The organism is Streptomyces resistomycificus (assembly GCF_001514265.1).
GTDB lineage: Bacteria > Actinomycetota > Actinomycetes > Streptomycetales > Streptomycetaceae > Streptomyces > Streptomyces resistomycificus.
This window is the reverse complement of the sequence record NZ_KQ948991.1, coordinates 511869-534105: the sequence shown is the minus strand read 5'-3', so window position 1 is coordinate 534105 and position 22237 is coordinate 511869. Positions and strand designations below refer to the sequence as shown.

At 67.6% G+C, this 22237-nt stretch carries 20 protein-coding genes and 1 tRNA gene; 11 read left to right on the top strand and 10 right to left on the bottom strand.

Annotated elements, in window-relative coordinates; translation table 11 throughout:
* Positions 1-28 precede the first annotated feature (28 nt).
* Entirely contained in the window at positions 29-361 is a 333-nt protein-coding gene (gene trxA / locus AQJ84_RS16890) for a thioredoxin (RefSeq protein ID WP_030042230.1), read from the top strand.
* 69 nt (positions 362-430) lie between these two features.
* Here the strand turns inward: trxA and AQJ84_RS16885 are convergent, their stop codons facing one another.
* The 9 genes from AQJ84_RS16885 to rpmH form a co-directional block, all read right to left on the bottom strand.
* Positions 431-1048, bottom strand: coding sequence for a GNAT family N-acetyltransferase (locus tag AQJ84_RS16885; protein ID WP_030042229.1), 618 nt, complete (start codon positions 1046-1048; stop codon positions 431-433).
* Between the two features lie 325 nt (positions 1049-1373).
* Entirely contained in the window at positions 1374-2474 is a 1101-nt protein-coding gene (locus tag AQJ84_RS16880) for a ParB/RepB/Spo0J family partition protein (RefSeq protein ID WP_030042228.1), read from the bottom strand.
* Positions 2471-3544, bottom strand: coding sequence for a ParA family protein (locus AQJ84_RS16875; protein ID WP_078632112.1), 1074 nt, complete (start codon positions 3542-3544; stop codon positions 2471-2473). Before AQJ84_RS16875 ends, AQJ84_RS16880 begins: the two co-directional genes overlap by 4 nt.
* Positions 3545-3809: 265 nt before the next feature.
* Positions 3810-4526 (bottom strand): 16S rRNA (guanine(527)-N(7))-methyltransferase RsmG, encoded by a 717-nt coding sequence (gene rsmG / locus AQJ84_RS16870; RefSeq protein ID WP_030042226.1) that lies wholly within the window; start codon positions 4524-4526, stop codon positions 3810-3812.
* 123 nt (positions 4527-4649) lie between these two features.
* Complete coding sequence (locus AQJ84_RS16865) at positions 4650-5162, bottom strand: Jag family protein (RefSeq protein ID WP_030042225.1); 513 nt, start codon at positions 5160-5162, stop codon at positions 4650-4652.
* 15 nt (positions 5163-5177) lie between these two features.
* Positions 5178-6428: a membrane protein insertase YidC gene (yidC, locus tag AQJ84_RS16860; RefSeq protein WP_030042224.1), complete on the bottom strand. Its 1251-nt coding sequence runs from the start codon at positions 6426-6428 to the stop codon at positions 5178-5180.
* 3 nt (positions 6429-6431) lie between these two features.
* Entirely contained in the window at positions 6432-6785 is a 354-nt protein-coding gene (yidD, locus tag AQJ84_RS16855; RefSeq protein ID WP_030042223.1) for a membrane protein insertion efficiency factor YidD, read from the bottom strand.
* The gene (gene rnpA, locus AQJ84_RS40990) at positions 6782-7153 is read right to left on the bottom strand and encodes a ribonuclease P protein component (protein WP_078632110.1); all 372 of its coding nucleotides are present in this window, start codon (positions 7151-7153) and stop codon (positions 6782-6784) included. The genes yidD and rnpA overlap by 4 nt, the downstream gene beginning before the upstream one ends.
* A 21-nt stretch (positions 7154-7174) precedes the next feature.
* Positions 7175-7312, bottom strand: coding sequence for a 50S ribosomal protein L34 (rpmH, locus tag AQJ84_RS16850; protein WP_005482975.1), 138 nt, complete (start codon positions 7310-7312; stop codon positions 7175-7177).
* A gap of 372 nt (positions 7313-7684) precedes the next feature.
* Here rpmH and dnaA point away from each other — a divergent pair, with 372 nt between their 5' ends.
* From dnaA to AQJ84_RS16805, 9 genes are all read left to right on the top strand, one after another.
* On the top strand, positions 7685-9700 hold the full coding sequence (gene dnaA / locus AQJ84_RS16845; protein ID WP_079022697.1) for a chromosomal replication initiator protein DnaA: 2016 nt from the start codon (positions 7685-7687) through the stop codon (positions 9698-9700).
* Between the two features lie 890 nt (positions 9701-10590).
* Positions 10591-11721 (top strand): DNA polymerase III subunit beta, encoded by a 1131-nt coding sequence (dnaN, locus tag AQJ84_RS16840; protein WP_053191945.1) that lies wholly within the window; start codon positions 10591-10593, stop codon positions 11719-11721.
* A gap of 139 nt (positions 11722-11860) precedes the next feature.
* Positions 11861-12736, top strand: a complete 876-nt coding sequence (gene gnd / locus AQJ84_RS16835; protein ID WP_053191932.1) for a phosphogluconate dehydrogenase (NAD(+)-dependent, decarboxylating) — start codon at positions 11861-11863, stop codon at positions 12734-12736.
* 64 nt (positions 12737-12800) lie between these two features.
* Entirely contained in the window at positions 12801-13922 is a 1122-nt protein-coding gene (gene recF, locus AQJ84_RS16830; RefSeq protein ID WP_030042218.1) for a DNA replication/repair protein RecF, read from the top strand.
* Positions 13919-14455: a DUF721 domain-containing protein gene (locus AQJ84_RS16825; RefSeq protein ID WP_030042217.1), complete on the top strand. Its 537-nt coding sequence runs from the start codon at positions 13919-13921 to the stop codon at positions 14453-14455. Before recF ends, AQJ84_RS16825 begins: the two co-directional genes overlap by 4 nt.
* Before the next feature lie 433 nt (positions 14456-14888).
* A complete protein-coding gene (gene gyrB / locus AQJ84_RS16820; protein WP_198536336.1) occupies positions 14889-16949 on the top strand; it encodes a DNA topoisomerase (ATP-hydrolyzing) subunit B in 2061 nt (686 codons plus the stop codon).
* Between the two features lie 42 nt (positions 16950-16991).
* Positions 16992-19586, top strand: coding sequence for a DNA gyrase subunit A (gyrA, locus tag AQJ84_RS16815; RefSeq protein WP_030042215.1), 2595 nt, complete (start codon positions 16992-16994; stop codon positions 19584-19586).
* A gap of 18 nt (positions 19587-19604) precedes the next feature.
* Complete coding sequence (locus AQJ84_RS16810) at positions 19605-20450, top strand: DUF3566 domain-containing protein (protein ID WP_053191929.1); 846 nt, start codon at positions 19605-19607, stop codon at positions 20448-20450.
* A 111-nt stretch (positions 20451-20561) separates the two neighbouring features.
* Positions 20562-20638 (top strand) — tRNA-Ile (locus AQJ84_RS16805).
* Between the two features lie 616 nt (positions 20639-21254).
* Here AQJ84_RS16805 and AQJ84_RS16795 read toward each other — a convergent pair.
* Positions 21255-21677: a DUF6344 domain-containing protein gene (locus AQJ84_RS16795; RefSeq protein ID WP_220450765.1), complete on the bottom strand. Its 423-nt coding sequence runs from the start codon at positions 21675-21677 to the stop codon at positions 21255-21257.
* A gap of 338 nt (positions 21678-22015) precedes the next feature.
* Between AQJ84_RS16795 and AQJ84_RS40980 the strand changes: the two genes are divergently transcribed.
* Positions 22016-22144, top strand: coding sequence for a DLW-39 family protein (locus AQJ84_RS40980; RefSeq protein ID WP_003999697.1), 129 nt, complete (start codon positions 22016-22018; stop codon positions 22142-22144).
* Positions 22145-22237: the final 93 nt, after the last annotated feature.

Genomic DNA, 22237 nt, shown 5'->3' with positions numbered 1-22237 from the left:
ACCGCACCAACCAGTTAAGGAGCCCGCCGTGGCCGGCACCCTCAAGAATGTCACCGACGATTCCTTCGAGCAGGACGTCCTCAAGAGCGACAAGCCCGTCCTGGTGGACTTCTGGGCCGCCTGGTGCGGCCCGTGCCGTCAGATCGCGCCGTCCCTCGAGGCGATCGCCGCCGAGTACGGCGACAAGATCGAGGTCGTCAAGCTGAACATCGACGAGAACCCGGGTACGGCCGCCAAGTACGGCGTCATGTCCATCCCGACCCTGAACGTGTACCAGCGCGGCGAGGTCGCCAAGACCATCGTCGGCGCGAAGCCGAAGGCCGCGATCGTCCGTGACCTCGAGGACTTCATCGCCGAGTGACGTTTCACGTGAAACACGAATGGGCCGGCCCTTGATGGGCCGGCCCATTCGGTTTTCTTTCCCTGCCCGTCACAACGGGCGCAGTACCGGTTCCTTCTGCACTGCGCCCAGGAGCCGGTCCAGTGCCATCTCCACGTCCTCCTTCCAGGAGAGCGTGGTTCGCAGCTCCAGCCTCAGTCGCGGATACGTGGGATGCGGCCGCACCGTCTTGAAACCCACCGCGAGAAGATGGTCGGCGGGCAGGAGACAGGCGGGCTCCTTCCAGCGCGCGTCCCCGAAAGCCTCGATCGCCTTGAACCCGCGCCGCAGCAGATCCTTGGCGACCGTCTGGACCATCACTCTGCCCAGCCCCTGCCCCTGATAGCCCGGCATGATGAACGAGGTCATCAGCTGTACGGCGTCTGGCGAGACAGGGCTGGTGGGGAACGCCGTCGAGCGGGGCACGTAGGCCGGAGGGGCATAGAGCACGAAGCCGACCGGCACCTCGTCGACGTACACGACCCTGCCGCAGGAGCCCCAGTCGAGCAGGACTGCGGAGATCCAGGCTTCCTTCTCCAGGGCAGCGGTGCCGGCTTTTACCGCTGCTTCGCCGCTGACGGGGTCCAACTCCCAGAAGACGCACGTGCGACAGCGCGTGGGAAGGTCCTGAAGGTTGTCCAGCGTGAGCGGTACGAGCCGACGCCCCATGAAGGCTGTTCCTCGCTTCCCTCGCCCGCCGCGTCGCGGGCGGCCGTCAGAGCGCTCCGTTCCCTGAGCAGGCTGCCGACGAACCCGCCGACCGCACCCAAGCCCAGGCCCGCGCTCACCATTCCGGTGCGGCTCACCGTTCGCATAGCCCCTGCCACTCCCCTCAGAGGTGCTGCCGGGTGGATGTGCGCCATACCCGATCGCATCGTATCCACGATGCGATTCGACCGATACCGCCTGAAAGCAAAGGAGCGGGCCGTGTCCGGTACCCACCGGACACGGCCCGCTCCGACAGCCGAACGAGATTGCCCCGCCTGTCGAAGGATCAGTCCTCCGACTCCTCGGGGTCATCGTCCAGAAGGCTCTTCTGCAGGACCGGTCCCTCCCCGGGAGCGAGGCTGCTGAGGATCCGCTCAAGGTCCTCCATCGAGGCGAACTCGACAGTGATCTTGCCCTTCTTCTGCCCCAGATCGACCTTCACCCGAGTCTCGAACCTGTCCGAGAGCCGGGTCGCGAGGTCGGTCAGGGCCGGTGAGACCCTGGCGCCGGCCCTCGGGCCCTTCGAACGCTGAGCCGACTGAGGCCGAGACCCCATGAGCGTCACGATCTCCTCGACAGCCCGCACCGAGAGACCCTCGGCCACGATCCGATGGGCCAGCCGGTCCTGCTCCTCCGAGTCGTCGACGGAGAGCAGCGCCCTCGCGTGTCCGGCCGAAAGGACTCCGGCGGCCACCCGCCGCTGCACCGCGGGCGAGAGCTTCAGCAGACGCAGGGTGTTGGAGACCTGCGGGCGGGACCGGCCGATGCGGTCCGCCAGCTGATCGTGCGTGCAGTTGAAGTCCTTCAGCAACTGGTCGTAGGCGGCGGCCTCTTCCAGCGGGTTCAGCTGGGCGCGGTGAAGGTTCTCCAGGAGGGCGTCCAAGAGGAGCTTCTCGTCGTCCGTGGCCCGGACGATCGCCGGGATCGCCTCCAGTCCCGCCTCCCGGCAGGCCCGCCAGCGCCGCTCACCCATGATGAGCTCGTAGCGCGCCGGACCGAGTTGCCTGACGACGACTGGCTGGAGAAGACCGACCTCCTTGATGGAGGTGACGAGCTCCTGAAGAGCGTCCTCGTCGAACACCTCGCGCGGCTGGCGCGGGTTCGGCTTGATGGAGTCAAGCGGGAGCTCCGCGAAGTAGGCACCCGGGGGAGGCGCCGGCGCCTCCGCGGCACCGTTCGTCGACGGCTCCTCGGTTTCATGTGAAACAGGCGGCAGTGTGGCCACCTTCGCCGCGGCCACCCCGCGTTCGGAGGGAAGCATCGGTACAGCCGTCGGGGACGTCGAAGCGACACCCCCCAGCCCGGCCGGAGGCACCGTCTTCTCCGTCGGGGCAGCAGGGATCAGTGCGCCGAGCCCACGGCCCAAACCCCTCCGTCGCTCACTCACTGGATCCCCTCCACCATGCTCGGGTCGCTCTGTGCGCCGATGTGCGCGTGTGTCGCGTCGTAGGAGACGCCGACACCCTTCAACGCGATTTCTCGCGCCGCCTCAAGATAGGACAGGGCACCGCTCGATCCTGGATCGTAGGTCAGCACCGTCTGCCCGTAGCTCGGCGCCTCGGAGATACGGACCGAGCGGGGAATGCTCGTCCGCAGCACCTCGTCGCCGAAGTGGGTGCGCACCTCGTCCGCGACCTGGGACGCCAGACGCGTCCGGCCGTCGTACATGGTGAGCAGGATCGTCGATACGTGGAGGACCGGGTTGAGGTGCCCCCGCACGAGGTCGACGTTGCGCAGCAGCTGGCCCAGACCCTCCAGTGCGTAGTACTCACACTGGATCGGGATGAGGACCTCCTGGCCGGCGACCAGTGCGTTGACGGTCAACAGGCCGAGTGAGGGCGGGCAGTCGATGAGGATGTAGTCCAGGGGCTGTTCGTAGGCCTGGATCGCCCGCTGGAGCCGGCTCTCTCTCGCGACCAGGGACACCAGCTCGATCTCCGCACCGGCGAGATCGATGGTGGCGGGGGCGCAGAAGAGACCCTCGACGTCGGGGACGGGTTGGACGACCTCCGAGAGAGGCCTGCTGTCGACCAGCACGTCGTAGATGGACGGGACTTCGGCGTGGTGGTCGATCCCCAGCGCGGTGGATGCGTTGCCCTGGGGGTCGAGGTCGATCACCAGGACACGGCCACCATGCAGGGCCAGCGAGGCAGCAAGGTTGACGGTCGTCGTCGTCTTGCCCACCCCGCCCTTCTGGTTGGCGACCACCATGACCCGGGTCTGGTCGGGGCGTGGCAGACCCTCGCCGGCACGCCCCAGAGCTTCCACTGCAAGTTGGGCAGCACGACCGATCGGAGTGTCGTCCATGGGGGGCGGTGTTTCACGTGAAACATCGTCCCCCATCGATTCGGTACGGGGACCGGGGACCGGATCGGTCATCGGTCCCGCGATGTTGGCGTTGGACCGCAAGGATTCACTCTCCTCGACTTCAGGCTCGCAATGAACAGAGCCTCCCATGTCTTCGGGGTCATGAACCAGTGAGGCCTGTTGTTCTGTGGAGAAATCCACCTCTGTGGACAACTCGGTTCCCTCATCGAGTGACCCGAGAGGCTTTCGGTCGCGGGGTTCGGCCGCAGCGCGGCCCCGGCTGATGATGCCGTGTAGCAGTGAGCGACGTTTCACGTGAAACACGATGCACAGGGTCGAGGGCCGAACCGTCGCGACACTCCGGCATGCGTCGGTTTGGCAGCTTGTGTGGAGTACGTCTCGTCGTCAGGACGGATCAGCGGCGGCGGCGCGCACGTCCCGTCCTGGCCGCCTTGGCCCGCTTCGCCGCGAAGCGCACACCGCCTGGGCTTTCGCCGACCTCGACGCGCACTACTGTGGACAGCGGATCCACCACGCCCTCACCGACCTGGACGATGGACGTCTCGACGGCGCCGAGTTTGGTCAGTGCCGTCGCCGCGCTCTTGAGCTCCTCCTCCGCGGTGTCGCCCTTGAGCGCGAGCATCTCCCCGTACGGGCGCAGCAGGGGAATCCCCCAGGTCGCCAGCCGGTCCAGCGGAGCCACCGCCCGTGCCGTCACCACATGGACGGGAGTGATTTTACCCATGACTTCCTCGGCCCGGCCGCGAACGACCGTCACATGGTCCAGGCCCAGCAGCTCCACGACCTCGGTGAGGAAGTTCGTGCGCCGCAGCAAGGGCTCCAGGAGAGTGATCTTGAGGTCTTCCCGGACCAGCGCCAGGGGAATGCCGGGCAGGCCCGCGCCCGAGCCGACATCACACACCGTCACGCCCTCGGGAACGACTTCCGAGAGCACCGCGCAGTTCAGCAGGTGCCGCTCCCACAGGCGGGGCACCTCGCGTGGACCGATCAGCCCGCGCTGCACGCCCGCCTCGGCGAGCAACTCCGCATAGCGGACCGCGTCCGCGAAGCGCTCACCGAACACCTCACGGGCCTGCTCGGGCGCGGGGGGAAGCTCCGCTGCCTCCGTCACGGGGGACCGTCCTTCCGTACCGCGTGGGCGCACCGGGCGCCGACGCCAGAACCACCAGTATCAGGCTGACAAAGTTCGGCCCCGCCTGCGCAACAGACGGGGCCGGAGGAACGAACGGGCCGATCAGGCGGGAAGCACGACGACGAAGCGCTGCGGCTCCTCGCCCTCGGACTCGCTGCGCAGCCCGGCTGCCTTGATCGCGTCGTGCACGACCTTGCGCTCGAACGGCGTCATCGGCTTCAGCTTCACGGACTCACCGGTGCTCTTGACCTCGGCGGCGGCCTTGGCGCCGAGCTCGGAGAGCTCGGCACGCTTCTGGGCGCGGTAGCCCGCGATGTCCAGCATCAGCCGGCTGCGGTCCCCGGTCTCCCGGTGCACCGCCAGGCGCGTGAGCTCCTGCAGGGCTTCCAGCACCTCGCCGTCGCGGCCGACCAGCTTCTGCAGGTCGCGGCCGCCCGAGTCGCTGATGATCGACACAGCGGCGCGGTCGGCCTCGACGTCCATGTCGATGTCACCGTCGAGATCGGCGATGTCGAGCAGACCCTCGAGGTAGTCCGCCGCGATCTCACCCTCCTGCTCCAGGCGGGTCAGGGTGTCTACGCCCTCGGCAGCGGCGGAGGTGGTGCCTTCCGTCACGGGATGGACTCCTTCTTACTTCTTGGACGGGGACTTGGGCCGCTGCGGGCCCTTGCGCTGTCCGGACTGGGCCTTGCTGCGGGTGGCGCCGGGCTTCTTGGCAACGGCGGGCTTGGCGTCCTCGGGCTCGTCGGACTTGGTGAGCGACGGGCCCTCGTCGGCCGCCTTGGCACTGCCGGACTGGCGCTGGGACTTGCTCTGCCGCTTGGGCTGCTGACGCTTGGGCGCGGCAGCGCTGGTCGGCGTACCGTCCTCGTTCTGCACGGCGGCCTGTGCCTCGCCCTTCACCACGGTGCCGTCGGCCTGGGCCGCGAGGCCCGCCTTGTTCAAGCCGTTGATGAACTTGCGCTCGAACTCGTTACGGTCACGGCCCTTGGCGACGATGGCCTTGACGATGGCCTTCTCACCACGGCCTCGCGTCTTGCCATGGTGCGTGACGTGCTTGTACAGACGGTCCAGGTAGGCGGCCTGCGCCTTGGAACCCGGGGTCGGGTTGTTGCGGATGACGTACATCTGCTGGCCCATGGTCCACACGTTGGTGGTCAGCCAGTAGACGAGGACACCGACCGGGAAGTTGATGCCGAAGACGGCGAACATGACCGGGAAGACGTACATCAGCATCTTCTGCTGCTGCATGAACGGCGTCTTCACCGTGGTGTCGACGTTCTTCGTCATCAGCTGGCGCTGCGTGTAGAACTGCGACGCCGACATCAGGACGATCATGACCGCGGTCACGATGCGAACGGTGGTCAGCGAGGCGTCGAGCGCGGCGACGTCCGAGGAGCTGTCGGTGAACTTCGCGGCCAGCGGGGCACCGAAGATGTGCGCCTTCTGCGCGCTCTGCAGCAGGCTCTCGTTGATGACACCGATGGTGTCGTTGTTCGCGATGCTGTTGAGCACGTGGTACAGCGCGAAGAAGAACGGGGACTGCGCCAGGATGGGAAGGCACGAGGAGAGCGGGTTGGTGCCCGTCTCCTTGTACAGCTTCATCATCTCTTCGGACTGGCGCTGCTTGTCGTTCTTGTAGCGCTCCTGGATCTTCTTCATCTCGGGCTGCAGCGTCTGCATGGCCCGGGTCGCCTTGATCTGCTTCACGAAGAGCGGGATCAGGCAGATACGGATCAGGATCACCAGGGACACGATGGACAAGCCCCAGGCCCAGCCGGTATCAGGGCCGAAGACGGCGCCGTACACCGTGTGGAACTGGACGATGACCCAGGAAACGGGTGTCGTGATGAAGCTGAAGAAGCCGGCAATCGTGTCCACTAATCATGCTCCTTGGGCATGGGACGGGGTCTCTGCGGCCGGGCTCGTAAGAGCCTGCCCCTCGGCGGCCAGTTCGGCGGAGGAGGACCCGCCCCTGCGTGTGCGCCAGGCGCCACGCAGCATTTCGTGCCACCGCGGACGCTTGCGCGGCGGAACATGGTCCACACCGCCGAGCGACCACGGATTGCACCGCAGGATGCGCCAGGCCGTGAGTGCCGTGCCCTTGAGCGCACCATGCCGGTCGATGGCCTGGTACCCGTAGTGGGAGCACGACGGGTAGTACTTGCACACCGGCCCGAGCAGAGGGCTGATGGTCCACTGGTAGACCTTGATCAGCGCCAGCAGCGGGTACTTCATCGCGCGCCCCCTCCCAGCAGCCGCTCCAGAGCGGCATCCAGGTCTCGGGCCAGTTGTGCATGATCGGCATCACCCGAACCGGGCAACGCTCGTACGACTACCAGGCTACCGGGGGGCAAGGCGGCGACTCGATCGCGCATCAGGTGGCGAAGCCTGCGCTTGACCTTGTTGCGCACCACCGCGCCACCCACAGCCTTGCTCACGACGAAACCCGCACGCGTCGGGGGAGCGCTCTCCCCAGGCGCGTGCGGGTCCGTGGCACCGCTACGTAGATGGACGACGAGAGTCGGGCGTCCAGCCCGACGACCCCGTCGTACCGCGGTCGCGAAGTCTTCGCGCCGCCTCAGCCGATGCTCGGTAGGCAGCACGACGTCATGACCTGATCAGACTCAGGCGGACAGGCTGGCGCGACCCTTGCTGCGGCGGTTCGCGAGAATCGCACGACCGGCACGGGTGCGCATCCGCAGGCGGAAACCGTGGGTCTTCGCGCGACGACGGTTGTTCGGCTGGAAGGTGCGCTTGCTCACTAGGGGGCTCCAGAAATAAATCGTTGGTTTCGGGTGCCGTCCTGGCTGTCACCGTGCGCCCACGAGTAGCTCGCGTTACGCCCGAGTGCACCGCTGACCGATCACCCAAGTGACCTGTGCCCATCGGAGGCAGGCGGCAGCAGCCATCGACAACTCGACCTGGTTACGGTACGCGCGGCTACGCCATCCGGTCAAACCAGCGGTCACCGGGAGACACTATCCACAGGCTGGGGACAACAACTTGAACCGCACCCGTCGCCCTGACTACCGTGGCTGGACTTCCGACTCGTTCCCTTGCACCCGCCCGACCCCATCTGAATCCCGACCCGTCCCGAACCACACGTTCGTGGGACCCATGAGAGAGCGTGCCCTGTGGCTGACGTACCTGCCGATCTTGCCGCAGTGTGGCCACGAGTACTGGAGCAACTTCTCGACAACGGCCGTGGGCAGGGCGTCGAGGTCAAGGACGAACACTGGATCCGGCGCTGCCAGCCGCTCGCGCTCGTGGCGGACACCGCACTGCTCGCCGTGCCGAACGAATTTGCGAAGAACGTACTGGAGGGCCGTCTCGCCCCCGTCGTGAGCGAGACGCTGAGCCGCGAATGCGGCCGCCCGATCCGCATCGCGATCACCGTCGACGACTCCGCCGGTGAGCCCCCTGCACCGCCGAGCCCCCCGACCCGGCCCCAGCCGCGCTACGAGGAACCCGAGCTCCCCTCCGGCCAGTACGAGGGCTACGGCCGCCACCGCGCCGACGACCCCGGCCCGGGCCGCTCCGAGCAGCATCCCGGAGCCCAGGGCGACCACACGCAGCGCCCCGACCAGCTCCCGACCGCCCGCCCCACGTACCCCTCGGAGTACCAGCGCCCCGAGCCCGGAGCCTGGCCGCGCCCGCAGCAGGACGAGTACAGCTGGCAGCAGCAGCGGCTCGGCTTCCCCGAGCGCGACCCCTACGCCTCTCCCTCGCAGGACTCCTACGGCCCGCCGGCCCAGGATTCCTACGGACCCCCGTCACAGGACTCCTACGGCGGCCCCTCACAGGACTCGTACGGATCTCCGTCGAAGGACTCGTACACGCAGGACTACCGTCCGCAGCCCATGGACCGCATGGAGCGCCCGTCCTACGACTCCCAGCGCTCCGACTACGACCCGCGCTCCGACTACGACCAGCGACCGGACTACGGTCGCCACCGGGCCGACGAGGACGCGCGTGACGCCCGCCGCGAGCGTCCCGAGCCGCCCTCGGGATCCGGACGCGTGCACCGCGGCGGTCCCGTCGGATCCCCGCTGCCCACCACCGGCGCCCCCGGCCCGCTGGCCGCGCAGCCGGCGCCGGCGACCGGTCCTGGCGAACCGACCGCGCGCCTGAACCCGAAGTACCTCTTCGACACGTTCGTCATCGGCGCCTCCAACCGCTTCGCGCACGCGGCCGCGGTGGCGGTCGCCGAAGCGCCGGCGAAGGCGTACAACCCGCTCTTCATCTACGGCGAGTCGGGGCTCGGCAAAACGCATCTTCTGCACGCGATCGGCCACTACGCGCGCAGCCTCTACCCCGGCACGCGCGTGCGGTACGTGAGCTCGGAGGAGTTCACCAACGAGTTCATCAACTCGATCCGCGACGGCAAGGGCGACAGCTTCCGCAAGCGCTACCGCGAGATGGACATCCTGCTCGTCGACGACATCCAGTTCCTCGCGGACAAGGAGTCGACACAGGAGGAGTTCTTCCACACCTTCAACACGCTTCACAACGCCAACAAGCAGATCGTGCTCTCCAGCGACCGGCCGCCCAAGCAGCTGGTGACCCTGGAGGACCGGCTGCGGAACCGTTTCGAGTGGGGTCTGATCACCGACGTCCAGCCGCCCGAGCTGGAGACCCGGATCGCCATCCTCCGCAAGAAGGCGGTGCAGGAGCAGCTGAACGCCCCGCCGGAGGTCCTGGAGTTCATCGCCTCCCGGATCTCGCGCAACATCCGCGAACTGGAGGGCGCGCTGATCAGGGTGACGGCGTTCGCGTCGCTCAACCGGCAGCCGGTGGACCTGGGGCTCACGGAGATCGTTCTCAAGGACCTGATCCCCGGGGGTGAGGACTCGGCCCCGGAGATCACGTCGACGGCCATCATGGGCGCGACCGCCGACTACTTCGGTCTCACGGTCGAGGACCTGTGCGGCACCTCGCGCGGCCGCGCCCTGGTGACCGCCCGGCAGATCGCCATGTACCTGTGCCGTGAGCTGACGGACCTCTCGCTGCCGAAGATCGGTGCGCTGTTCGGCGGCCGCGACCACACGACGGTCATGCACGCGGACCGCAAGATCCGCAATCTGATGGCCGAGCGACGCTCCATCTACAACCAGGTCACCGAGCTGACCAACCGCATCAAGAACGGCTGACAGGGCACAAGACGCGGCCCCCAGACCTAGAAACACGCCTCCGAGGGCGCCCAGGGACGAGTTCCCGAGGGCGCCCTCGGTCGTTCCGGCGGCCCGCGTCGGACATCCGCTGTTCGAATACCTGCCGGGTTACGGCCTCCCTCCACAGATCAGGCGACTTTCTTCCGTCCACATCCTGGGGACTGGGAAGTTGTCCAGATCGTGTCCACAGGGCCTCCTGTTGAGGGACCATCAGACCAGGTCAGGTGGCTGTGGATTGGTGGACGAAAGATCTCCACAGACTGTGGACAGCGAGATCATCCACAGGCTGTGCATCAAGTTGTCCACCGCCTGCCCACAGGCCACGGCCGGTTGTCCCCAGCGATCTCCAGCTTCTCCACACCGCTGTCCACTGTTCGGCAACGCGACGCGCCTCCTCACCGTGTCGAGTGAAAGGCGTCACACGAAGGTGCCGGGTTGGCCTGTGGGAAACGGGGGCAAAGCTGGGGACGGCGCTGGGGAGAAGTGGCCCCAGGCTGTGCACGGAGTGTGCAGAACTTTCCGTTCTCCACAGAAGTGCCCGGTTGTCCACCGTCGTCACCCACAGGGGCAGTGGACAAAATTTCCGCTCTGAGCTGGGAAAACGCGGTTATCCACGGTATCCACAGGCCCTACTACTACTCCCAACTAGAGAGAGCTGGGAATCCGTTTCGAAGGGGGTCCTGTGCACAACTCGCTGTCCGGCTCGCGACTGCCCCTCGTCACGACTTGACCCCGAGGGGCACCGACTGTCAGTGCGGTGCGTCAGACTGGTCCCCGGTGTCCTTCACCTCACCGAGACCGACGACACCGCGACAGACGACGAAGCCAGGCAGGGCGAGAAGCGCCGGCAACAGCAGGAGGCGGCAACAGTGAAGATCCGGGTGGAACGCGACGTACTCGCGGAGGCAGTGGCCTGGGCGGCACGCAGCCTCCCGGCCCGTCCGCCGGCGCCGGTCCTCGCCGGCCTGCTGCTGAAGGCCGAGGACGGCCAGCTGAGCCTGTCCAGCTTCGACTACGAGGTCTCCGCACGTGTCTCCGTGGAGACCGAGGTCGACGAGGAGGGCACGGTCCTCGTCTCGGGCCGGCTGCTCGCCGACATCTGCCGCGCCCTCCCCAACCGCCCGGTGGAGATTTCCACAGACGGTGTACGGGCGACCGTGGTCTGCGGCTCCTCGCGGTTCACACTCCACACCCTGCCTGTGGAGGAGTACCCGGCCCTGCCGCAGATGCCGAACGCCACGGGCACGGTTCCCGGCGAGGTCTTCGCCGCGGCCGCCGCCCAGGTCGCCATCGCCGCGGGCCGTGACGACACGCTGCCCGTCCTCACCGGTGTGCGCATCGAGATCGAGGGCGACACCGTCACGCTGGCGTCCACCGACCGCTACCGCTTCGCGGTCCGCGAGTTCCTGTGGAAGCCGGAGAACCCCGAGGCGTCCGCGGTCGCGCTGGTCCCCGCCAAGACGCTCCTGGACACCGCCAAGGCCCTCACAAGCGGCGACAGCGTCATCCTGGCGCTGTCCGGTGGCGGCTCGGGCGAGGGCCTCATCGGCTTCGAGGGCGCGGGCCGCCGCACGACGACCCGCCTCCTGGAGGGCGACCTCCCGAAGTACCGCACTCTGTTCCCGACGGAGTTCAACTCCGTCGCCGTGATCGAGACCGCCCCCTTCGTGGAGGCCGTCAAGCGTGTGGCCCTGGTCGCGGAGCGCAACACCCCGGTGCGGCTCAGCTTCGAGCAGGGCGTGCTCATCCTGGAGGCCGGCTCCAGCGACGACGCACAGGCTGTGGAAAGGGTCGACGCCCAGCTCGAGGGCGACGACATCTCGATCGCCTTCAACCCGACCTTCCTGCTGGACGGCCTGAGCGCCATCGACTCCCCGGTGGCCCAGCTGTCCTTCACGACGTCCACGAAGCCCGCGCTGCTCAGCGGCAAGCCGGCCCTGGACGCCGAGGCGGACGAGGCCTACAAGTACCTGATCATGCCGGTGCGCCTCAGCGGCTGACCGACCCCTCCAGAGAACCCGCAGGTCGGGGCCTACGTTTGAGCGCGTATGCCCACAGATGTGAGCGAGCGTCCGGGTTTAGGCTCGGACGCAGGTACGGAAGTGCCGTAACGCCACGTCGCAAACCTAAGGAACACTGATGGAGCTCGGTCTCGTCGGCCTCGGCAAGATGGGCGGCAACATGCGCGAGCGGATTCGCCGCGCAGGCCACACCGTCATCGGATACGACCGCAACCCGGACCTCGCCGATGTCCACAGCCTCTCTGAGCTTGTGGGCAAGCTCAAGGGCCCGCGTGTGGTCTGGGTGATGGTCCCGGCCGGCGCCGCGACCCAGTCGACCGTCGACGAGCTCGCCGAGCTGCTCGAGCCCGGCGACGTCGTCGTGGACGGCGGGAACTCCCGGTGGACCGACGACGAGAAGCACGCCGAGGAGCTGGCAGCCAAGGGCATCGGCTTCGTCGACTGCGGCGTCTCCGGCGGCGTCTGGGGCCTGGAGAACGGCTACGCGCTGATGTACGGCGGCGACGCGGAGAACGTCGCCAAGGTGCAGCCGGTCTTCGACGCGCTGAAGCCCGAGGGCGACCTCGGAGCGGTGCATGCCGGCAAGGTCGGCGCGGGCCACTTCGCGAAGATGGTCCACAACGGCATCGAGTACGCGATGATGCAGGCCTACGCCGAAGGCTGGGAACTGCTGGAGAAGGTCGACTCCGTCACGGACGTCCGGGAGGTCTTCCGCTCCTGGCAGGAGGGCACGGTCATCCGTTCCTGGCTGCTCGACCTCGCGGTGAACGCCCTTGACGAGGACGAGCACCTGGACAGGCTGAAGGGTTTTGCACAGGACTCCGGCGAGGGACGCTGGACTGTGGAAGCCGCCATCGACAACGCCGTGCCGCTGCCCGCGATCACGGCCTCCCTCTTCGCGCGGTTCGCGTCGCGCCAGGAGGACTCGCCGCAGATGAAGATGATCGCCGCGCTGCGGAACCAGTTCGGCGGTCACGCGGTCGAGAAGAAGTAGTCCACAGGGCTGCACAGCAGTCCACAAGCTGAGTCCACAAGCTGGGGGAGGTCGGCGCACGACCATGCACGTCACGCACCTGTCGCTGGCCGACTTCCGCTCGTACGCCCGGGTCGAAGTTCCGCTCGACCCGGGCGTCACCGCCTTCGTCGGCCCCAACGGGCAGGGCAAAACGAATTTGGTCGAGGCGATCGGATACCTGGCCACCCTCGGCAGCCACCGCGTCTCCTCCGACGCCCCGCTGGTCCGGATGGGCGCCGAGCGCGCGGTCATCCGGGCCCAGGTCAAGCAGGGTGAGCGGCAGCAGCTGGTCGAGCTGGAGCTGAACCCCGGCCGCGCCAACCGAGCCCGCATCAACAGGTCCTCGCAGGTCAGGCCGCGTGACGTGCTGGGGATCGTGCGGACCGTGCTGTTCGCGCCCGAGGACCTGGCGCTGGTCAAGGGCGATCCCGGGGAGCGGCGGCGGTTCCTCGACGAGCTGATCACGGCCCGTTCTCCGCGCATGGCCGGCGTCCGTTCCGACTACGAGCGGGTCCTCAAGCAGCGCAACACGCTGCTGAAGTCGGCCGCGCTCGCCCGCCGGCACGGCGGCCGCTCCATGGACCTGTCCACCCTCGACGTCTGGGACCAGCACCTCGCGCGCGCGGGAGCGGAGCTGCTCGCCCAGCGGCTCGACCTGATCGCGTCCCTCCAGCCGCTGGCCGACAAGGCGTACGAGCAGCTGGCGCCCGGCGGAGGTCCGGTCGCGCTGGAGTACAAGCCGTCCGCGCCGGGTGAGGCACACACGCGCGAGGAGCTCTACGAGCAGCTGATGGCCGCACTGGCCGAGGCGCGTAAGCAGGAGATCGAGCGGGGAGTCACGCTCGTGGGACCGCACCGGGACGAACTGCTGCTCAAGCTCGGCCAGTTGCCGGCGAAGGGGTACGCCTCGCACGGCGAGTCCTGGTCGTACGCGCTGGCGTTGCGGCTGGCGTCCTACGACCTCCTCAGTGCCGAGGGCAACGAGCCGGTGCTCGTCCTCGACGACGTCTTCGCCGAGCTGGACACCCGTCGCCGCGAGCGCCTGGCCGAGCTGGTCGCGCCGGGCGAGCAGGTGCTGGTGACGGCCGCGGTCGACGACGACGTACCGCATGTCCTGGCGGGGACGCGGTACAGCGTGGCGGAGGGGACGGTGCAGCGGGCATGAGTACCGAGGACGGACCGGCTCCCGGAAAGAAGGCCGAGCCCTCCGGCGTCGACCTCGCGCGCGTGGCGCTCAGGGCGGCGAAGGAACAGGCACGCGCGCGTGGGGACGCGGCGCAGCAGAAGAAGCAGGCGCGACGTGGAGGCCTGCGCTCTGGAGCGCGTGCCGACGGACGCGACCCCCTCGCGCTCGGCGCCGCCATCAACCGGCTGATCACCGAGCGCGGCTGGGAGGCGCCGGCCGCGGTGGGCGGGGTGATGGGCCGCTGGCCGCAGATCGTCGGCGAGGACCTGGCCAAGCACTGCGAGCCGGAGAAGTACGACGAGGACGAGCGGGTCCTGGTCGTGCGCTGCGATTCCACGGCGTGGGCGACCAATCTCCGGCTGCTCGCCCCACAGCTGGTCGCCCGCCTGAACGAGGATCTGGGACAGGGCGCGGTGAAGCTGATCAAGGTGCAGGGTCCCGGTGGTCCGCCCCGCCGTTACGGCCCCCTGCGAGCCCCCGGCAGCACGGGTCCCGGCGACACCTACGGGTGAGCGGAGCCCCCTGGAAGACCGGCTGGGCCCACGTCTGCGCGGCCGTATCAAAAGGTGACTGACGTCACAACCGCAGGCCCCGGGTGATCGCCTCGTGTCGGTGGACGCGGTTGCGAATCCCGACGTGACTCCCAAGTAGCCAAGGGTTGACGGCCCGAAGCGCTGAGTGCCGCTGTGAGCCTCTTTGAGCCCCGTTCCGTATATGGGGACCCGGAAGAGACCGGTTGAGGGCGGCACATGCGGACTCAGGTACCGGCAAACCCCCATCACTGTCGGCGCTACCGGTAGACTGGAAGCCAATCCCGCCCCAATCGTGGGGACCGCCCGGGAAAAGCTGAGCAACGCTGAACAAGGCTTACCAACGCAACATGCCGCAGCCGCTCCGGCAACCCGCCGACGAGCCTGGCTCGTGCTGTGCCAGAAAGGGCGCTTCGTGGCCGATTCCGGCAACCCCAACGAGAACATCCCGTCCACCGACGCCGGCGTGAGCGACGAGGTCAACACCTCGAACGGCGAGGTCACCGCCTCGTACGACGCCAGCGCCATCACCGTCCTCGAGGGTCTGGACGCGGTCCGCAAGCGACCCGGTATGTACATCGGCTCGACCGGTGAGCGCGGACTTCACCACCTCGTGTACGAGGTCGTCGACAACTCGGTCGACGAGGCGCTGGCCGGCCACGCGGACACCATCGACGTGACGATCCTGGCCGACGGCGGCGTCCGCGTCGTCGACAACGGCCGTGGCATCCCGGTGGGCATCGTGGCCTCCGAGGGCAAGCCGGCCCTCGAGGTCGTGCTGACCGTGCTGCACGCGGGCGGCAAGTTCGGCGGCGGCGGTTACGCGGTCTCCGGCGGTCTGCACGGCGTGGGCGTCTCCGTGGTGAACGCCCTGTCGTCGAAGGTCGCCGTCGAGGTCAGGACCGACGGGTACCGCCACACGCAGGACTACAAGATGGGCGTCCCCACGGCGCCGTTGGTCAAGCACGAGGCCACGGACGAGACCGGCACGTCGGTCACCTTCTGGGCCGACAGCGACATCTTCGAGACCACCGAGTACTCCTTCGAGACGCTCTCGCGGCGTTTCCAGGAGATGGCGTTCCTCAACAAGGGCTTGACGATCAAGCTCACCGACGAGCGCGAGTCGGCCAAGGCCACCTCCGGGGCGGACGAGGCGGGCGCGGACGAGACCGCCGAGGTCAAGACCGTCACGTACCACTACGAGGGCGGCATCGTCGACTTCGTGAAGTACCTCAACTCCCGCAAGGGAGAGGCGGTACACCCGACGGTCATCGACCTCGAGGCCGAGGACAAGGACAAGAGCCTCTCCCTCGAAGTCGCCATGCAGTGGAACAGCGGTTACACCGAGGGCGTCTACTCCTTCGCGAACATCATCCACACGCATGAGGGTGGTACGCACGAGGAGGGCTTCCGTGCGGCGCTCACCAACCTGATCAACAAGTACGCGCGCGACAAGAAGCTGCTGCGGGAGAAGGACGACAACCTCACGGGTGACGACATCCGCGAGGGTCTGACGGCGATCATCTCGGTGAAGCTCAGCGAGCCGCAGTTCGAGGGCCAGACCAAGACCAAGCTGGGCAACACGGAGGCCAAGACCTTCGTCCAGAAGGCGGTCTACGAACACCTGAACGACTGGCTGGACCGCAACCCGGTCGAGGCCGCGGACATCGTCCGCAAGGGCATCCAGGCGGCCACCGCGCGCGTGGCGGCCCGCAAGGCGCGTGACCTGACGCGCCGCAAGGGTCTGCTCGAGACGGCGTCCCTCCCGGGCAAGCTCTCCGACTGCCAGTCGAACGACCCCATCAAGTGCGAGATCTTCATCGTCGAGGGTGACTCCGCCGGCGGCTCGGCCAAGTCCGGCCGCAACCCGGAGTACCAGGCGATCCTCCCGATCCGCGGCAAGATCCTCAACGTGGAGAAGGCCAGGATCGACAAGATCCTGCAGAACCAGGAGATCCAGGCGCTGATCTCGGCCTTCGGCACCGGAGTCCACGAGGACTTCGACATCGAGAAGCTGCGCTATCACAAGATCATCCTGATGGCGGACGCCGACGTCGACGGCCAGCACATCAACACCCTGCTGCTGACCTTCCTGTTCCGCTTCATGCGGCCGCTGGTCGAGGCCGGGCACGTGTTCCTGTCCCGTCCCCCGCTCTACAAGATCAAGTGGGGCCGGGAGGACATCGAGTACGCGTACTCCGACCGCGAGCGCGACGCGCTGATCGAGATGGGCCGCCAGCGAGGCAAGCGCATCCGCGAGGACTCGATCCAGCGCTTCAAGGGTCTCGGCGAGATGAACGCCGAGGAGCTGCGCATCACGACCATGGACCAGGAGCACCGCGTCCTCGGTCAGGTCACCCTCGACGACGCCGCCCAGGCCGACGACCTGTTCTCGGTCCTCATGGGTGAGGACGTGGAGGCGCGCCGCCAGTTCATCCAGCGCAATGCCAAGGACGTCCGCTTCCTCGACATCTGAGTCGGTCTCAGCTGACCGCACCAGGAAGGATCCCCACCAGCAATGGCCGACGAGAACACCCCTGTGACGCCTGAAGAGGACGGCGAGATCAGCCTCCGTGTCGAGCCCGTCGGGCTCGAGACGGAGATGCAGCGCTCGTACCTCGACTACGCGATGTCCGTCATCGTCTCGCGTGCGCTGCCCGACGTCCGGGACGGTCTCAAGCCCGTCCACCGTCGTGTGCTGTACGCCATGTACGACGGCGGCTACCGGCCCGAGAAGGGCTTCTACAAGTGCGCCCGTGTCGTCGGCGACGTCATGGGCAACTACCACCCGCACGGCGACTCCTCGATCTATGACGCGCTGGTCCGCCTCGCGCAGCCGTGGTCGATGCGGATGCCGCTGGTGGACTCCAACGGCAACTTCGGTTCTCCCGGCAACGACCCGGCGGCCGCCATGCGGTACACCGAGTGCAAGATGATGCCGCTGTCCATGGAGATGGTCCGTGACATCGACGAGGAGACCGTCGACTTCACGGACAACTACGACGGCCGCTCCAAGGAACCGACGGTCCTGCCGGCCCGTTTCCCCAACCTGCTGATCAACGGCTCGGCCGGTATCGCGGTCGGCATGGCCACCAACATCCCGCCGCACAACCTGCGCGAGGTCGCGGCCGGCGCCCAGTGGTACCTGGAGAACCCCGAGGCCTCTCACGAGGAGCTCCTTGACGCGCTCATCGAGCGCATCAAGGGCCCCGACTTCCCGACCGGCGCTCTGGTCGTCGGCCGCAAGGGCATCGAGGAGGCCTACCGCACGGGCCGCGGCTCGATCACCATGCGCGCGGTCGTCGAGGTCGAGGAGATCCAGAACCGCCAGTGCCTGGTGGTCACGGAACTGCCGTACCAGACCAACCCCGACAACCTCGCGCAGAAGATCGCCGACCTGGTGAAGGACGGCAGGATCGGCGGCATCGCGGACGTCCGGGACGAGACCAGCTCCCGCACGGGCCAGCGTCTCGTCATCGTCCTGAAGCGGGACGCGGTCGCCAAGGTCGTCCTGAACAACCTCTACAAGCACACCGACCTGCAGTCGAACTTCGGCGCCAACATGCTGGCACTGGTCGACGGGGTGCCGCGCACGCTGTCCCTCGACGCGTTCATCCGCCACTGGGTGACGCACCAGATCGAGGTCATCGTCCGGCGTACGAAGTTCCGGCTGCGCAAGGCCGAGGAGCGGGCGCACATCCTGCGCGGCCTGCTGAAGGCCCTGGACGCCATCGACGAGGTCATCGCGCTGATCCGGCGCAGCGACACCGTCGACATCGCGCGCACGGGCCTGATGGAGCTCCTGGAGATCGACGAGATCCAGGCGAACGCCATCCTCGAGATGCAGCTGCGGCGACTGGCCGCCCTGGAGCGTCAGAAGATCATCCAGGAGCACGACGAGCTCCAGGCGAAGATCACCGAGTACAACGAGATCCTCGCCTCGCCGGTCCGTCAGCGCGGCATCGTCAGTGCCGAACTCGCCGCGATCGTCGAGAAGTACGGCGACGACCGCAAGACCATGCTGGTGCCCTACGACGGTGACATGTCCATCGAGGACCTGATCGCCGAGGAGGACATCGTCGTCACCGTCACGCGCGGTGGCTACGTCAAGCGCACCAAGACCGTCGACTACAGGGCGCAGAAGCGCGGCGGCAAGGGCGTGCGCGGCGCGAAGCTCAAGGAAGACGACATCGTCGACCACTTCTTCGTGTCGACCACGCACCACTGGCTGCTGTTCTTCACCAACAAGGGCCGCGTCTACAGGGCCAAGGCGTACGAGCTTCCCGACGCCGGCCGTGACGCGCGTGGACAGCACGTCGCCAACCTGCTGGCCTTCCAGCCGGACGAGGCGATCGCCGAGATCCTCGCGATCCGCAACTACGAGGTGGCGCCGTACCTGGTGCTCGCCACGAAGGGCGGTCTGGTCAAGAAGACGCCTCTGAAGGATTACGATTCGCCGCGTTCCGGCGGTGTGATCGCGATCAACCTCCGCGAGACGGAGGACGGTTCGGACGACGAACTGATCGGAGCCGAACTCGTTTCGGCCGACGACGATCTGCTTCTGATCAGCAAGAAGGCCCAGTCGATCAGGTTCACCGCCACCGACGAAACCCTGCGTCCCATGGGCCGCGCCACCTCGGGTGTCAAGGGCATGAGCTTCCGCGAGAGCGACCAGCTGCTCTCGATGAATGTTGTTCGACCCGGTACGTTCGTGTTCACTGCTACGGACGGCGGGTACGCGAAGCGGACCGCCGTCGACGAGTACCGCGTCCAGGGTCGCGGCGGCCTCGGCATCAAGGCTGCCAAGATCGTGGAGGACCGCGGATCACTCGTCGGCGCGCTGGTGGTCGAGGAGAGCGACGAGATCCTCGCCATCACGCTGTCCGGCGGCGTGATTCGTACGCGAGTCAGCGGAGTCAGGGAGACGGGCCGTGACACCATGGGCGTCCAACTGATCAACCTGGGCAAGCGCGATGCCGTGGTCGGTATCGCACGTAACGCCGAGGCGGGACGCGAGGCGGAGGAGGTCGACGGCGACATCGTCGTCGACGAGACCGTCGAAGGTGCCGCGACAACCGGCACGGACGAGGGCGCGGAGCCCTCGACCGAGTAGCACGAGGAGTGAGTCATCGTGAGCGGAGCCACGGGCGCCGGTTCGGTCGGTACCTCTACCGGTACCTCTACCGGTACCTCTACCGGTAACGAATCGAACGGCGGCGGCCGTGGCTCCGCCGCGAAAGCGACAGACTCGCACACGGGCGCGGGCCCGACCGACCCGCACACGACCAACCTGCAGGCGATCAAGTCCCCAGCGACCGGCTCGCCCTCGCCTGACACGCATGGATCCCAGGGGGGAACTGTGACGGACACCCGAGGACCGCAGGCCAAGGGGCCCGCCACCGGCGCGGGCCAGGCCACGGCCGCTCCGGGCGCCCAGCCTCAGCCGTCGGCCCAGCCGACGCCGCCCGAGGCGCCCTCCCCGCTGCCGGGGGAGCGTCAGCCGCAGCAGCCCTCCGGGCCGTACCACCCGCCGCAGGCCTACCCGGCCCAGCCGACCCCGGCCGGCGCTGTGCGCCGCCCCCGCACCGGTGCGCGCACCACGCCGCGCACCCGCAAGGCGCGCCTGAGAGTGGCCAAGGCCGACCCCTGGTCGGTGATGAAGGTCAGCTTCCTGCTCTCCATCGCGCTGGGCATCTGCACCATCGTCGCGGCCGCCGTGCTGTGGATGGTCATGGACGCGATGGGCGTCTTCTCGACGGTCGGTGGCACGATCTCCGAGGCGACCGGCTCGAACGAGTCGAACGGCTTCGACCTCCAGTCGTTCCTGTCCCTCCCGAACGTCCTGACGTTCACGACGATCATCGCGGTCATCGACGTAGTCCTCGCGACCGCCCTCGCGACCCTCGGCGCGTTCATCTACAACCTCTCCGCGGGCTTCGTCGGCGGCGTCGAGCTGACGCTGGCCGAGGACGAGTGAGCGTGCCGTCCCGTTCCCGCTGACGGTCTCCGGATACCGATTTTGGGACTGCCCGCGTCGTGCGCTAATCTTCAGGAGTCAGCGCGCGGGACACACACCGCAGAGCGCGGCGGGGCTATAGCTCAGTTGGTTAGAGCGCATCCCTGATAAGGATGAGGCCACAGGTTCAAATCCTGTTAGCCCCACCAGCGAGAAGACCCCCAGTCCACAGGACTGGGGGTCTTTTGACACCACCGGGTGACACCAACACCGGCGGTCAGCCGATGAGCGGCTCTTCCAGCAGCTCGGAGAGCATCGCGAAGGCTTCCCGCTCGCTGTCGCCGACGACGTGCGTATAGCCGTCCATAGTCGTACGGATCTGGCTATGCCGGAGGATCGCCTGGGCGACCTTGGGGTGGGCCTTCAGGAAGGCGAGCAGGGTCCCACAGGTGTGCCGGGGAGCCGAACGGTGCTGCGGCGGACGCCGACCCCTTCACACGCTGCACCTGCCTGACCGGGATGCACCGCCGCCCCTCGAAGTCGACGTCGCGGCGTGCGTAGCGCGCTGCTACGTTCAAGTCGTTGTACCGGAGCAGACGAAGGAAGCGGACGTGTTGCTGCTCGGTCTTCGTCGTAGTGAGGTGCTGGGCCTGCGCTGTCAGGGCAATGCGCAGCTCAAGGCGCCGCCGAGGGAGGCGTCTGGTCCGGGTGTGGGGGCGGTGGGCGGCGGTGCACGCAGTAGAGCCCCGACCGGGGACCGGTCGGGGCTCTACATGCTGTCCGGGCGTACGCAAGTTCGCCGTTACGTGTGAGTGTGCGGTGCGGTCAGCGCAGGAGAGGGCTGAAGAGCCCGACGGAGCTGCCGGTCGCGTCGCACGGGGTCGAGGCCGGGACGGCCGAGTCCGTGTCCCTGCTCGTGTCGACGCCCATTGCCGTACTCGCTTCCGCATCGACCTCCGCATCCGCATCCGCGTCCGTGTCGGTGGGCGGGCGGTGGCGGCAGCCGGGGGTCTTGCCGTGGGCCTCGGCGCGGATGCGCTGCTTCATGGTGGGGGGCAGGTCTCTGGAGTAGGACCAGGACCACAGGGGCGTCGCCGGCGTCGTCGTGTGTGCCGTGCTGTTGCGCGTCGACTCGGTCTGCGGTACGGCCGCGGCGGCGGTCGTCGTGATCAGGCCGAGCGTCGTGCACAGCGCCAGGAAGGCAGTGACGATGGCGATCCACAGCTTCATGACCTTGTTCTGGGCCATGGCCCCTCACTTTCGGGTCGGGCGATTTGCGTACTTTCCTCATCATGTGTATGGGGACCGCGAAGTGGTGGACCGACGCCCGTGGCGCGTCGATCTTCGGATGAACACCACTCGGATGGGTGCATGAGGGCGGAAAATGGGGAAATACATGATGAAGGCGGTCAAAGTGGCCGCCCGTATGGATGTGATCACCCTCTGATCGGAGCGCCCTCGTCCGCTTCTATTGCGGTGTTCCGGGCGGGAGTTGAGGGCTCGAGGCAGGTCACCGATCGGTCTCGGTCGGTGTGTATAGTCGGGCGCCAGAGGTCCCCTACGTCAAGGAAAGACGAGGTCGCGCGGTGAAGAAGCTTCTCCTGGTCGCACTGGCCGCTATCGGCGGGCTCCTCGTGTACCGCCAGATCCAGGCGGATCGCGCCGAGCAGGATCTGTGGACGGAGGCGACTGACTCCGTGCCCACGGGTTCGTGAGTACCGACACCCGATCCTGAGCAGACCCCGGCCGCCACGCGGTCGGGGTTTTGTGTTGCAGGCCTGCGGTCCTGTGCGGAGCGGGTGCTTTGA